The 12,317-nt window shown below is 70.6% G+C and carries 11 protein-coding genes; 2 read left to right on the top strand and 9 right to left on the bottom strand.

What is annotated here, in order from left to right:
* The first annotated feature begins 72 nt into the window (after positions 1-72).
* Positions 73-1,338, top strand: a complete 1,266-nt coding sequence (locus M3U25_RS01625) for a cation:proton antiporter (RefSeq protein ID WP_355495625.1) — start codon at positions 73-75, stop codon at positions 1,336-1,338.
* 103 nt (positions 1,339-1,441) lie between these two features.
* Here M3U25_RS01625 and M3U25_RS01620 read toward each other — a convergent pair whose 3' ends face one another.
* From M3U25_RS01620 to araD1, 8 genes are all read right to left on the bottom strand, one after another.
* Positions 1,442-2,161, bottom strand: a complete 720-nt coding sequence (locus M3U25_RS01620) for a hypothetical protein (protein ID WP_355495628.1) — start codon at positions 2,159-2,161, stop codon at positions 1,442-1,444.
* Between the two features lie 97 nt (positions 2,162-2,258).
* On the bottom strand, positions 2,259-2,879 hold the full coding sequence (locus M3U25_RS01615; RefSeq protein WP_355495631.1) for a glutathione S-transferase: 621 nt from the start codon (positions 2,877-2,879) through the stop codon (positions 2,259-2,261).
* 45 nt (positions 2,880-2,924) lie between these two features.
* Positions 2,925-3,950, bottom strand: a complete 1,026-nt coding sequence (gene yjfF / locus M3U25_RS01610; RefSeq protein ID WP_355495634.1) for a galactofuranose ABC transporter, permease protein YjfF — start codon at positions 3,948-3,950, stop codon at positions 2,925-2,927.
* On the bottom strand, positions 3,947-5,002 hold the full coding sequence (locus M3U25_RS01605; RefSeq protein ID WP_355495637.1) for an ABC transporter permease: 1,056 nt from the start codon (positions 5,000-5,002) through the stop codon (positions 3,947-3,949). Before M3U25_RS01605 ends, yjfF begins: the two co-directional genes overlap by 4 nt.
* Positions 4,999-6,510, bottom strand: a complete 1,512-nt coding sequence (locus M3U25_RS01600; protein ID WP_355495640.1) for a sugar ABC transporter ATP-binding protein — start codon at positions 6,508-6,510, stop codon at positions 4,999-5,001. The genes M3U25_RS01605 and M3U25_RS01600 overlap by 4 nt, the downstream gene beginning before the upstream one ends.
* 10 nt (positions 6,511-6,520) lie before the next feature.
* The gene (locus tag M3U25_RS01595) at positions 6,521-7,513 is read right to left on the bottom strand and encodes an ABC transporter substrate-binding protein (RefSeq protein WP_355495643.1); all 993 of its coding nucleotides are present in this window, start codon (positions 7,511-7,513) and stop codon (positions 6,521-6,523) included.
* A gap of 97 nt (positions 7,514-7,610) precedes the next feature.
* Positions 7,611-9,050 carry an aldehyde dehydrogenase family protein gene (locus tag M3U25_RS01590; protein ID WP_355495646.1) on the bottom strand — a complete coding sequence of 480 codons (1,440 nt, stop codon included), beginning with the start codon at positions 9,048-9,050 and terminating at the stop codon, positions 7,611-7,613.
* 18 nt (positions 9,051-9,068) lie between these two features.
* Positions 9,069-10,076 carry an AraD1 family protein gene (gene araD1, locus M3U25_RS01585; RefSeq protein ID WP_355495649.1) on the bottom strand — a complete coding sequence of 336 codons (1,008 nt, stop codon included), beginning with the start codon at positions 10,074-10,076 and terminating at the stop codon, positions 9,069-9,071.
* A gap of 152 nt (positions 10,077-10,228) precedes the next feature.
* On the opposite strand from araD1, the gene M3U25_RS01580 reads away from it, so the two are divergent.
* Positions 10,229-11,227, top strand: a complete 999-nt coding sequence (locus M3U25_RS01580; protein WP_355495652.1) for a LysR substrate-binding domain-containing protein — start codon at positions 10,229-10,231, stop codon at positions 11,225-11,227.
* 222 nt (positions 11,228-11,449) lie between these two features.
* Here M3U25_RS01580 and M3U25_RS01575 read toward each other — a convergent pair whose 3' ends face one another.
* On the bottom strand, positions 11,450-12,247 hold the full coding sequence (locus tag M3U25_RS01575) for an SDR family oxidoreductase (RefSeq protein ID WP_355495655.1): 798 nt from the start codon (positions 12,245-12,247) through the stop codon (positions 11,450-11,452).
* Positions 12,248-12,317 lie beyond the last annotated feature (70 nt).

Raw genomic sequence — 12,317 nt, 5'->3', positions numbered from 1 at the left:
TGACGCGGCGCCCGCATGGATTTCGCGGCCCCGGCCTCCTATCATCCGCCGACACTTCCAGGACGGCCGCCCATGACCACCCCGCAGATGTCGGTGTACTTCTTCCTGCAGGCGGCGGTGATCCTGCTGGCGTGCCGCCTGGTCGGCCTGCTGGCCAGGCGCCTGGGCCAGCCGCAGGTGGTCGGCGAGATGATCGCCGGCGTCGCGTTGGGGCCGTCGCTGTTCGGCGCGCTGCTGCCGGACGTGCAGCAGGCACTGTTTCCCAAGCCGACCCTGGACATGCTGTACGTGGCCGCGCAGTTCGGCGTGGGCCTGTACATGTTCCTGGTCGGCACCGATTTCCGCGGCGACCACTTCCGTACGCGCTACCGCAGCGCGATGGGCGTGTCGCTGGCCGGCATCGCCGTGCCGTTCGTGCTGGCGTTCGTGCTGGCGCCGTGGCTGCTGCACGTGCCCGGGCTGTTCTCGGCCAAGACCAAGCTGCTGGAGGCGTCGCTGTTCCTGGGGGCGGCCATCGCCATCACCGCGTTCCCGATGCTGGCGCGGATCATCCACGAGCGCGGTCTCACCGGCAGCCCGCTGGGCACCCTGGCGCTGACCGCCGGCGCGGTCGACGACGCCGCGGCCTGGTGCATCCTGGCGGTGGTACTGGCCAGCTTCGGCGGCAGCTGGGGCAGCGCCTATCTGGCAATCGGCGGCGGCGTGGGCTATGCGCTGTTCATGCTGCTGGTCGGCCGCCACTGGCTGCGCCGCCTGGCCGACCACGTGCGCCCCGACCAGCCGCTGAGCGCCGGCGTGCTGGCGGTGGTGCTGATGCTGTTCTGCACCAGCGCCTGGGCGATGGATGCGATCGGCATCCACGCGGTGTTCGGCGGCTTCCTGCTCGGCGCCTGCCTGCCCAAGGGCGCGCTGACCGAGAAGCTGCGCGAGCAGTTGCAGCCGTTCGTGGTGGTGTTCCTGCTGCCGATGTTCTTCACCTTCTCCGGCCTCAAGACCGAACTGAGCGTGCTGCTGGATCCGCAGATCCTGCTGGCCGCCGGCGTGGTGCTGCTGGCCTCGTTCCTGGGCAAGGGCATCGCCTGCTGGGGCGCGGCACGGCTCAGCGGCGAGAACAACCGCAATGCGATGGCGATCGGCGCGTTGATGAACGCGCGCGGCCTGATGGAACTGATCATCATCAACATCGGCCTGCAGGCCGGGGTGATCGAACAGGGTCTGTTCTCGATCCTGGTGCTGATGGCCATCACCTCCACGCTGATGGCCACGCCGCTGTTCAACTGGGTGATGCGCCGCGCGGGCGGCGATGCGCTGCCGGCGGTGGCGGGCGGGAGGCCCTGAGGCACGCAGGCGCTCGACGGCGGCCCGCACCGCAACCACGATTCGCGGCGAGCAGTTCGTCGGGCCCTGCCCGCCCTACCCGGATCCCGGACGAAACGCGCCGTCAGAGCGGCGTCAGCCGCCACAGTCCATAGGGGTTGGCGAACAGATCGCCGGGTTGGAACTGGCTGCTGGCCTCGGCCTGGAGCCGATAGCGCGGCGCGCCGTGCGCGACGGAAAAGGTGTGACCCTCGCGCACGTCGGGCGCTTCGTTGAACAGGTAGCAGGTGAAGGTGTGCAGCAGGCCGACCGGATCGGGCGCGGCCTGCGCCGCGACGATCGCGTCCTTCATGCCGAACTGGTGCATGCCGCAGGAATGCACCTGCTCGCCGGTGATGTTGAGCACATAGGCGCGATGGGCACTGCCCAGCGGCAGGTCCGCGCACAACTGGCGCCAGTCGGCCGGGCTGTGGGCAACGCCGCTGCTTTCCACCTTGACCCCCAGGCCGCCGGCGTCCAGCAACGCCGCGGCCGCGCGCATCATCGTCTCGGCACGCACCCGCGAACCGCCAGCGCCGATGAGGTAGACGACGGACGCATGCGTGCCGATGCGCGCCATGTCCGCGGAACCGCGCCAGTGCGGTCCGGCGGCGGCGAACGCGTCGGCCATGCGTGCATCGTGTGGCTCGTGCTGCAGTTCGCATGCCTGGCCGCTGTCCATGTGCATCAGCACCTGCCCGGCGAACAGGTAGCCGCCGCTGTCCTGGACGATGCGTGCCAGCAGCTCGGACCGATCCGGCCATGGGCCGGGAATGCAGAGCACGATCTTGGGGGGCTCGATCAAGGGAGGCGGCTCCTTGCCGTCAGATGGAATCACATGCGCGAGCAGTTCACCGGCAGGGCCGCCGCCGCGACGACGCGCCGGCCATGACCGCCGCGATTCAGGTCAGCGCTGTCATCACGCCCTTGCGGTAGGCCGGGCGCTGCTGCAGGCGCTGGTACCAGGCATGAAGATGCGGCAGCGTCGGGCGCTCGATCGGCATCTCGAACCAGGCATAGGCGAAACTGCCCAGCGGGATGTCGCCCATCGCGAAGTGCTCGCCCGACAGCCACGGCTGCTGTGCCAGCGCGGCGTCGGCGGTGCGCAACAACTCGGCCGAGTGTTCCAGCGCGGCGGCGATCCTGGCGGCGTCGCGCTGCTCGGGCGCGGTGCGCAGCACGCCCCAGAACAGATCACGGAAAGCGCCGGCGAAGCGCGAGGTGGTCCAGTCCATCCACTTGTCGCCCTGCGCGCGCAGCACCGGATCCTGCGGATACAGCGTGTCCGGCGCGTAGCGCGCGGCCAGGTAACGCACGATGGCGTTGGATTCCCACAACGCCAGGCCATCGTCCTCGATGGCCGGCACCAGGCCGTTGGGATTGAGTGCGCGATAGGCTGGTGCGTCGTTGCCGCCGAACGCGCCGCCGACCTCGATGGAGGTGTAGGCCAGGCCGATCTCCTCGGCGCACCACAGCACCTTGCGCACGTTGCTCGAATTGTGGCGGCCCCAGATCTTCAGCATGTCGGCGCTCCCGTTGCGTCCGGGAATTCTACGCCGCCGCGCCGCTCAATCGCCCATCGCGGCGTCCGGCAGGCGCCGGGTCAGCAGCCGCTGCAGCAGGCAGAACAGCAGCAGCAGGCCGCCGATCACGATGCGCGTACACCACGAGCTGAGCGTGCCGTCGAACACGATCAGGGTCTGGATCGCGCCCAGGATCAGCACGCCGAACAAGGTGCCGATCACGTAGCCGCTGCCGCCGGCGAGCAGGGTGCCGCCGATCACCACCGCGGCGATGGCGTCCAGCTCCAGGCCCTGCGCGTGCAGGCTGTAGCCGGACAGCATGTAGAACGTGCACACCACCCCGGCCAGCGCCGAGCAGAAGCCGCTGAAGGCGTAGACGCGCACCTGGGTCGCCTCCACCGGCAGGCCCATCAGCCGCGCCGAGGCCTCGCTGCCGCCGAGCGCATACACGCAGCGGCCGAAGCGGGTGCACTGGGTCAGCCACATGCCCAGCGCCACCATCGCCAGCGCGATCAGCGCGCCGACCGACAGCGACGCGCCGCCACCCAGCGGCAGCCGTGCCTGCGCGACCGCGGTGTACAGCGGGTCGGTGATGGGGATCGAATCGACGCTGATCAGCGTGCTGGCGCCGCGCGCCAGGAACATGCCGGCCAGGGTGACCACGAACGGCTGCAGACGGTAGCGCTGGATCAGCAGGCCCATGCCCGCGCCGAACGCGCTGCCGAGCAGCAGCACCAGCGGGATCGCCGCCAGCGGCGACCAGCCATGGCGCTCGACCAGCGACGCCGACAGCACCGTGGCGAAGGCCAGCACCGCGCCCACCGACAAATCGATGCCGCCGCTGAGGATCACCAGGCTCATGCCCACCGCGGCGATGCACAGGAAGGCGTTGTCGATCAGCAGATTGGCGAGCACCTGCGGCGCCAGGAAGCCGTCGTAGAGCACGCCGCCGGCCGCGAGCATGGCCACGAACAGCGCCACGGTGATCGCCAGCGGCAGGCGTGCGCCCTGCAGCATCCCCGCCGCCTTGCGCCGGCCGGACACCGCCAAGCGCGGAGCCGCCGTGCTCATGGCCGCACCTGCGGCGGCGGCCGCTTGATCCAGCCGCGCAGGGTGGCGCGGAAGGCCGGCGACTGCAGCAGCATCACCGCGAACACCAGCAGCGCCTTGATCAGCATGGTGACCTGCGCCGGCACGCCGAACGCGTAGATGGTCGCGGTCAGGGTCTGGATGATCAGCGCGCCGATCACGCTGCCGGCCAGGCTGAAGCGGCCGCCATCGAGCAGCGTGCCGCCGAGGGTGACCGCGAGGATCGCGTCCAGTTCCATCAGCTGCCCGGCGTTGTTGGCATCGGCGCTCTTGACGTTGGAACTGATCAGCAACCCGGCCAGGCCGGCGCTGAACGCGCAGAACACGTACAACAGCACGGCGATCAGCCGCGCCCGCACGCCCGCCACCCGCGCCGCACGCGGGTTGTGGCCGATCGCGCGTACGAACAGCCCCAGCGCGGTGCGCCCCAGCAGCAGCTGCAGCGCCAGGAATACCGCCGCGACCACGAACAAGGCGAATGGCAGGCCGAGCAGGAAGCCGTTGCCGAGGTAGAAGTACGGCGGGTAGTAGATGGTCAGGATCTGCCCGTCGCCGATGAGCTGCGCGATGCCGCGCCCGGCCACCATCAGGATCAGCGTGGCGATGATCGGCTGCATGCCGACCTTGACCACCAGCAGCCCGTTCCACAGCCCGCACAGCGCCGCCACCAGCAGCGGCGCCAGCAACACCGCCCACAGCGGGAAGCGGCTGTGCTCGCCGCCGCCGATCATCCAGGCCGCCACCGTCGCGGCGATCGCCACCACCGCGCCAACCGAGATATCCAGGCCGCGCACCGCGATCACCAGGGTCATGCCCATCGCCACCAGCGCCAGCGGCGCGGCGCGGTTGCCGATGTCGACCAGGCTGCCGTACAGGTGGCCGTCGCGCCATTGCAGGCTCAGGAAGCCGGGGTCGAACAGGCCGTTGCCGAGCAGCAGCACGGCCAGCGTCGCCAGCGGCCAGAACAACGGGTGCGCGCGCAGCCGTGCCGGCCGGCGCGGCACGGTGGTGTCGGGCGTGGCGGCGGCGCTCACGCCGCACTCCCGGCGATCAGGTCGAAGATCGCTCGCTCGCCGCAGCCACCGGGCAGTTCGCCGACCAGGCGGCGTTCGCGCAGCACCGCGATGCGGTCGGCGATGCGCGCGATCTCGGCGACCTCGGCGGAGATGAACAGCACCGCCATGCCCTCGCGGGCCAAGGCCAGGATCCGGGTCATGATGTCTTGCTTGGCGGCGATGTCGATGCCGCGGGTGGGTTCGTCGAGGATCAGCAGCCGCGGCCGCGTCGCCAGCCAGCGCGCCAGCACCACCTTCTGCTGGTTGCCGCCGGACAGCAGCCCCACCGGCGTCTCCAGGCTGGCGGTCTTGATGCCGAGCACATCCACGTAGCCCTGCGCGATGCGCACCTGCTCGGCCGGCGCCAGGAACCGGCGCAGACCCAGGCGCGCCTGCAGCGCCAGCACGATGTTCTCGCGCACCGACAGCTCGGCCACGATGCCCTCGGTCTTGCGCTCTTCCGGGCACAGCGCCAGGCCATGGGCGATGGCATCGGGCGGGCCGCGCAACGCCACGGCGCGGCCGTCGATCGCCACGCGACCGCGATCGGCACGGTCCAGCCCGAACAGCAGCCGCGCCAGTTCGGTGCGGCCGGCGCCGAGCAGGCCGGCCAGGCCCAGCACCTGGCCGCGGCACACGTGCAGATCGACCGGCTGCAGCTGGCCGCGCCGTCCCAGGCCCTGCGCCTGCAGCAGCGGCACCGCGTCCTCGGGTGCGGCCGCGCGCACCGTGGCGGCCGCGGCGCTGGCCGGATCGAGCGCGCGCCCGACCATCGCCGCGACCAGTTGCGGCGCGGGCAGCGCATCGGGCGTGTATTCGCCGACCAGGCGCCCGTTGCGCAGCACGCTGATGCGGTCGGCCACCGCGTACACCTGGTCCAGGAAGTGGGTGACGAACAGGATCGCCATGCCGGCCTCGCGCAGCGCACGCATCACCCGAAACAGCTCGGCCACCTCGCCTTCGTCGAGGCTGGAGGTGGGTTCGTCGAGGATCAGCACCCGCGCCGACACACCGACCGCGCGCGCGATCGCCACCATCTGCTGCACCGCCACCGGATAGCTGCCCAGCGCGCGGCGCACGTCGACGACGATGCCCAGGCGCTGCAGGCTGGCCTCGGCTTCGCGTTCGACCCGGCGCCAGTCGATGCGCCGCGGCCAGCCGTGCAGCGGATAGCGGCCGGCGAACAGGTTCTCGGCCACCGACAGGTTCGGGCACAGGTTCACTTCCTGGTACACGGTGCTGATGCCGAGGCGTTGCGCCTGCTGCGGCGAGGCCGGCGCGACGACCGCGCCGTCCAGCGCGATGCGCCCGGCATCGGCCGCCGTCACCCCGGTGAGCAGCTTGATCAGCGTCGACTTGCCGGCGCCGTTCTGGCCCATCAGCGCGTGGATCTCGCCGCCGCGCAGGCGCAGCGCCACGTCCTCCAGCGCGGCCACGCCGGCGTAGGCCTTGCTCAGTCCCTGCGCCTCCAGCACCAGCGGATGCATGCGCGCGCCCTCAGTACTTGCGCTTGGGCAGTTCGGCCGCGGCCTGGTCCTGGGTGTACACCGACTCCTCGACCACGATGCGCTTGGGCAGCGGCTTGCCGGCCTTGAGGTCGCGGATGGCCTGCACCAGTTGCGGGCCGAGCAGCGGATTGCATTCGACGGTCACGTTGAGCTTGCCCGCCTGCATCGCCTCGAACGCGCCCTTCACTCCATCCACCGAGATCACCAGGATGTCCTTGCCGGGCTTCAGCCCGGCTTCCTCGATCGCCTGGATCGCGCCGATGGCCATGTCGTCGTTGTGCGCATAGAGCACATCGATGTTGCGCCCTTCCGCCTTCAGGAACGCCTCCATCACTTCCTTGCCCTTGGCGCGGGTGAAGTCGCCGCTCTGCGAGCGCACGATCTGGAAGCGCGGATGCGCCGCCAAGATTTCCTTGAAGCCCTTCATGCGATCGATCGCCGGCGCCGAGCCGACGGTGCCCTGCAGTTCGACGATGCGCACCGGTTTGTCGCCGTCCTTCAGTGGCGAGCGCTCGACCAGCCAGCGCGCCGCCTTGCGCCCTTCCTCGACGAAATCCGAGCCGATCAGGGTGACGTAGAAGCTATCGTCGGACACCTTCACCGCGCGGTCGGTCAGCACCACCGGGATCTGCGCGGCCTTGGCCTCGCGCAGCACCGTCTCCCAGCCCGACTCCACCACCGGCGAAAACGCGATCACGTCCACGCGCTGGGCGATGAACGAGCGCAGCGCCTTGATCTGGTTCTCCTGCTTCTGCTGCGCATCGGAGAACTTCAACTTCATGCCGGCATCGGCCACGGCCTGCTTGATCGAGGCGGTGTTGGCGGTGCGCCATTCGCTCTCCGCGCCGACCTGACTGAAACCGACGGTCAGTTGCCCGGGCGCCTTGCCGGCGTCCTTGCCGCCGCCGGAACAGGCGGCCAGCGCCATGCCCAGCAGTGCCGCGATTCCCAGCGCCCGCATTCCCGACGTGTGCTTCTGCATAGCCCCTCCTCGTTGATGGCACGCTGGCGGCGGACGGGCCCGGAGGCCGCGACGCGCCGCCCACCCTCCCAGGCCGGCGTGCGCTGGTTCGATCAGTTCATGGTGCGGACGTATAGGCGGTCTTGACCGTGGTGTAGAACTCCACCGCATAGCGGCCCTGCTCGCGCGGGCCATAGCTGGACGCCTTGCGTCCGCCGAACGGCACGTGCGGGTCGACGCCGGCGGTGGGCAGGTTGACCATCACCATGCCCGCCTGCGCATGCCGCTTGAAATGCGTGGCGTGCTTGAGCGAGCGGGTGGCGATGCCGGCGCACAGGCCGAATTCGGTGTCGTTGGCCAGGGCCAGCGCGTGTTCGTAGTCGTCGGCCAGCAGCACCGCGGCGACCGGGCCGAACACTTCCTCGCGGGCGATGCGGTGCTGCGGCTGCGCGGCGACCAGCGCCGGGCGCAGGTAATAGCCGCGGTGCGCGCACTCCAGCGCCTCGCCGCCGTAGAGCAGTTCGGCGCCTTCCTCGCGGGCGATGCGCAGGTAATCGCGGTCCTGTTCGAACTGGCTGGCGCTGGCGACCGGGCCGATGTCCACGCCCGCCTCCAGCGCATGGCCGATCTTCAGCGCGGCCAGGCGCGTGCGCAGGCGCGCGACGAACGCATCGTGCACCGCGCGTTCGACGATCAGCCGGCTCGACGCGGTACAGCGCTGACCGGTGGAGAAATAGGAACCGTTGACCGCGATCTCCGCCGCCAGGTCCAGGTCGGCATCGGCCAGCACCACCAGCGGATTCTTGCCGCCCATCTCCAACTGGATCTTCAGCCCGCGCTCGGCGGCCTGCTTGAGCAGCCGGTTGCCGGTCGGCACCGAGCCGGTGAAGCTCAGCGCATCGATGCCGCGCTCGCCGACCAGCGCCTGGCCGACCGTGCTGCCGCTGCCGAGCACCAGGTTGAACGCGCCATTGGGCAGGCCGGCGCGGCTGAGGATCTCGGCCAGCGCCCAGGCGCAGCCGGGCACGATCTCCGCGGGCTTGAACACCACCGTGTTGCCGTAGGCCAGCGCCGGCGCGATCTTCCACGCCGGGATCGCCAGCGGGAAATTCCACGGCGCGATGATGCCGACCGTGCCGACCGGCTCGCGGGTGATCTCGACGTTGACCCCGGGCCGGGTGGAGGCCAGCGTCTCGCCGGGAATACGCAGGGCCTCGCCGGCAAAGAACTTGAAGATCTGCCCGGCACGCGCCGCCTCGCCGATGCTCTCCGGCAAGGTCTTGCCCTCTTCCGAGGCCAGCAGCGCGCCCAGCTCCTGCTTGCGCGCCAGGATCTCGCTGCCCACCGCGTCCAGCGCGTCGGCGCGCTGTTGCGGGGTGCTCGCGGCCCATGCCGACTGCGCCGCGTTGGCCGCGGCGATCGCCTCGCGCACTGTGGCCGCGTCGACGCTGCCGGCCTCGCCGACCGGGGCCGACAGGTCGGAGGGATTCTCGTCGGGAGCGAGGTCGCCGCCGGCCACCCAGCGGCCGTCGATGTAGCTCTGGAACTGTCGGGTCATGCCTACCTCCGTGCGGTTCTACAGCGCGCGCACGCCGCCCAGGGCGAATCCGCTGTCGACGCGCTGCAAGGGATTGACCAGCGCCGCGCCGAACTCGGCCAGTTCGATCTCGAAGCGGTCGCCGGGCTGCGCCTGCACGCCGTCGGCAAAGCTCAGCGTCGCGGTGCCGAAGAAATGCAGGTGCACGTCGCCAGGCACGCGGTGCGCGGCGTACTTGAAATGGTGGTATTCGAGATTGGCCAGCGAATGGCACATGTTGGCCTCGCCGGTGACGAAGGGCTTCTCCCAGATCACCGCGTCGCCGCGGCGAATGCGGCTGTGGCCGCGCAGGTCGCGCGGCAGTGCGCCGCAGCGCAGCTCCGGGCCGACCGCGCAGGCGCGCAGCTTGGAGTGGGCCAGGTACAGATAGTTCTGGCGCTCGGTGACGTGGTCGGAGAACTCGTTGCCCAGCGCGAAGCCGAGCCGGTACGGCACGCCGTCGGCGCCGATCACGTACAGCCCGACCAGTTCCGGCTCCTCGCCGCCGTCCAGGGCGAAGTCCGGCGACGGCAGCGGCGCGCCCGGCGCGACCAGGCTGCTGCCGTCGCCCTTGTAGAACCATTCCGGCTGCGCGCCGGGCTGGCCGTCGCGCGGGATGCCGCCGTCCACCCCGAGCTGGAAGATTTTCATCGAATCGGTGAGCGTGCCCTGCGCCGCCTGCTGCTGCAGGTTCTGGTGCATGGCATCGCGCGTGGCGGCGCTGCCCAGGTGGGTCAGGCCGGTGCCGGTGACCCGGCAATGCGCCGGGTCCGGATGGGTCAGCGGCGGCAGCACCCGGCCGGCGGCCAGCAGTGCGGCGTAGTCGAGCACACGCTCGCCGCGCAGCTGCTGCGCCTGCGCCTCCAGGCTGTTGCCGGCGGCCAGCGCCGCGTTGGCCAGCGCGTAGGTGGAGTCCACCTCGCGCAACAGCCGCACCTGGCGGCCGTCGTCTTCCACCACGCCGACGCCGGGCGTGCCGGCGTCATCGAGCAACTGGATCAATCGCATGCATCGGTCGCCTGTCGGAATGCGGACGCGCAGCGCGCGACGCGGAACCCGCGCGACGCGATGCGCCGGTCCTATTCTGGCCGGACGACCTATATGCAACAAATATCGGTTTTGGCTTAATGTATACGAACATTCGTATCTTTCTGAGCGCCATGCCCGCTGCCCCGCCCTGGTTCGTCCGCGCCCGCCTGAAGACCCGGCAATTGATGCTGCTGCTGGCGATCGAGGAGGAAGGCAACATCCACCGCGCCGCCGAGACCTTGAACATGTCGCAGCCGGCCGCGTCCAAGCTGCTCAAGGACCTGGAGGACATGCTGGCGGTGCCGCTGTTCGAGCGCCTGCCGCGCGGCATGCGCGCGACCTGGTACGGCGAGGCGATGATCCGCCACGCGCGCATCGCCCTGGCCAGTCTCGGCGAGGCCGGTGCCGAGATCGAGGCGCTGAAGGCCGGCTATGCCGGCAGCGTCGCCGTCGGCGCGATCGCCGGCCCGGCGATGAGCCTGCTGCCGTCGGCCCTGGCCCAGGTCGGCGCGCAGCATCCGCTGCTGCGGGTGAGCCTGCGCGTGGACGGCAGCGACGTACTGCTGGAGCAGCTGGCGCAGAACAAGCTCGACATCGTGGTGGCGCGGCTGTTCGCGCGGCACGACAAGCGCCACCTGCACTACCAGGCGCTGGCCGAGGAAAAGGTCTGCGCCATCGCCCGCCCCGGCCATCCGCTGCTGGCGGCGCCGGCGCCGACGCTGGCCGTGCTGGCCGAGGCACCGTGGATCGTGCCGCCGGACGGCAGCGTGCTGCGCCATCGCTTCGAACTGATGTTCCAGAACGCCGGGCTGGAGGCGCCCAAGCGGGTGATCGAGACCTCGGCGCTGGTGGTCCTGCCGCAACTGCTGCGCCACGGCGACGCGCTGGCGGTGGTCCCGGAGGACGTGGCCCGGCATTTCGCCGACCACGGCAGCGTGGCGATCGTGCCGGTGGCGCTGTCCTGCCGCATGGACGCCTTCGGCCTGATCACCCGCCGCGACTGGCTGCTGTCGCCGGGCGCGCGGATCGTGCTGCGGGCGCTGCAGGAGGCGGCCGCGGCGGTCTACGGCGTCGCCGCGGCAGTGGACGCGCAGTCGCTACCGACGGACAGTGAATCGCGTCGGGACTGAAGTCCCTCCCACAAATCTCCTGCGCGTACCGGCGCGCGGCTTTTTGTAGGAGCGGCTTCAGCCGCGACGCGCAGCAGTGCGGGGCTCACCTGTGACCGTCCAAAGACGGCCGATCGCGTCGGAACCGAAGTCCCTCCCACAATGCTCCAGCGCGCACCGGCGCATGGCTCTTGTAGGAGCGCCTTCAGCCGCGACGCGCGCGAACCGGGAATTCTGCGCCGCTCAGGTCCAGCCGCCGTCCACCACGAACTCCTGCGCGGTGATCGCGCGCGCCTCGTCCGAGGCCAGGAACAGCGCCATGCGCGCGATGTCCTCCGGCATCACCTTGTCCGGCAGGCACTGGTTGCGCGCCAGTTCGCGCTCGCCGGCCTCGTCCAGCCACAGGGTGACCTGGCGCTCGGTCATCACCCAGCCCGGGGTCAGCACGTTGATGCGGATCCGCGCCGCGCCCAGGTCGCGGGCCAGGCCGCGGGTCAGGCCGTTCACCGAGGACTTGGCGGTGGCGTACACCGGGTAGCCGCCGGTCTTGCTCTGCCAGCCGGTGGAGCCGAGGTTGACGATGGAACCCCCGCCCAGCCGCTGCATGCCCGGCACCACCGCCTGGATGGCGAAGAACGCCGCACGCTGGTTGATCGACACGCAGCGCTCCCAGTAGTCCGGGGTCACCGCCTCCAGCGCGTGGCGGTCGTCGCTGCCGACGTTGTTGAGCAGTACGTGGAAATCGCCCAGCGCGGCCGCCGCGTCGCCGATTGCCGCCTGTAGCGCGGCCACGTCGGTGACGTCGCAGCGGCGCCACCACGGCGCGGTCAGGCCGGCCGCGGCCAGGCGCTCGGCCAGCGCGGCGCTGGCCTCGGCTGCGACATCGACGAAGGCCACCTGCGCGCCCTGCGCGGCGAAGGCCTCGACAAGCGCGGCGCCGATGCCGGAACCGCCGCCGGTGATGAAGACGCGGCGCCCGTGCAGGCTGCCGTAGGTTGCGTTGCCGAGGGAGGAAGGCGCCGCGCTTGCCGAGTTGTCCATGCCGTTTCGCTCTAGGTGGATAGGATTTCGATATATGAAAACAAATATCCATTCGAAGATATTTGCTATT

Source organism: Xanthomonas sp. PPL134 (assembly GCF_040595915.1).
In the GTDB taxonomy this organism is placed as follows: domain Bacteria; phylum Pseudomonadota; class Gammaproteobacteria; order Xanthomonadales; family Xanthomonadaceae; genus Xanthomonas_A; species Xanthomonas_A indica.
The sequence above is the reverse complement of the archived record's forward strand: the minus strand, read 5'-3'. Positions and strand labels throughout refer to the sequence as shown.

Excerpts from the sequence above, each read along its gene's own strand:
- M3U25_RS01575 (WP_355495655.1), bottom strand. The coding sequence starts at position 12,247 with ATGGACAACTCGGCAAGCGCGGCGCCTTCCTCCCTCGGCAACGCAACC.
- araD1 (WP_355495649.1), bottom strand. The coding sequence starts at position 10,076 with ATGCGATTGATCCAGTTGCTCGATGACGCCGGCACGCCCGGCGTCGGC.
- yjfF (WP_355495634.1), bottom strand. The coding sequence starts at position 3,950 with ATGAGCACGGCGGCTCCGCGCTTGGCGGTGTCCGGCCGGCGCAAGGCG.
- M3U25_RS01580 (WP_355495652.1), top strand. The coding sequence starts at position 10,229 with ATGCCCGCTGCCCCGCCCTGGTTCGTCCGCGCCCGCCTGAAGACCCGG.
- M3U25_RS01600 (WP_355495640.1), bottom strand. The coding sequence starts at position 6,510 with ATGCATCCGCTGGTGCTGGAGGCGCAGGGACTGAGCAAGGCCTACGCC.
- M3U25_RS01590 (WP_355495646.1), bottom strand. The coding sequence starts at position 9,050 with ATGACCCGACAGTTCCAGAGCTACATCGACGGCCGCTGGGTGGCCGGC.
- M3U25_RS01595 (WP_355495643.1), bottom strand. The coding sequence starts at position 7,513 with ATGCAGAAGCACACGTCGGGAATGCGGGCGCTGGGAATCGCGGCACTG.
- M3U25_RS01625 (WP_355495625.1), top strand. The coding sequence starts at position 73 with ATGACCACCCCGCAGATGTCGGTGTACTTCTTCCTGCAGGCGGCGGTG.
- M3U25_RS01615 (WP_355495631.1), bottom strand. The coding sequence starts at position 2,879 with ATGCTGAAGATCTGGGGCCGCCACAATTCGAGCAACGTGCGCAAGGTG.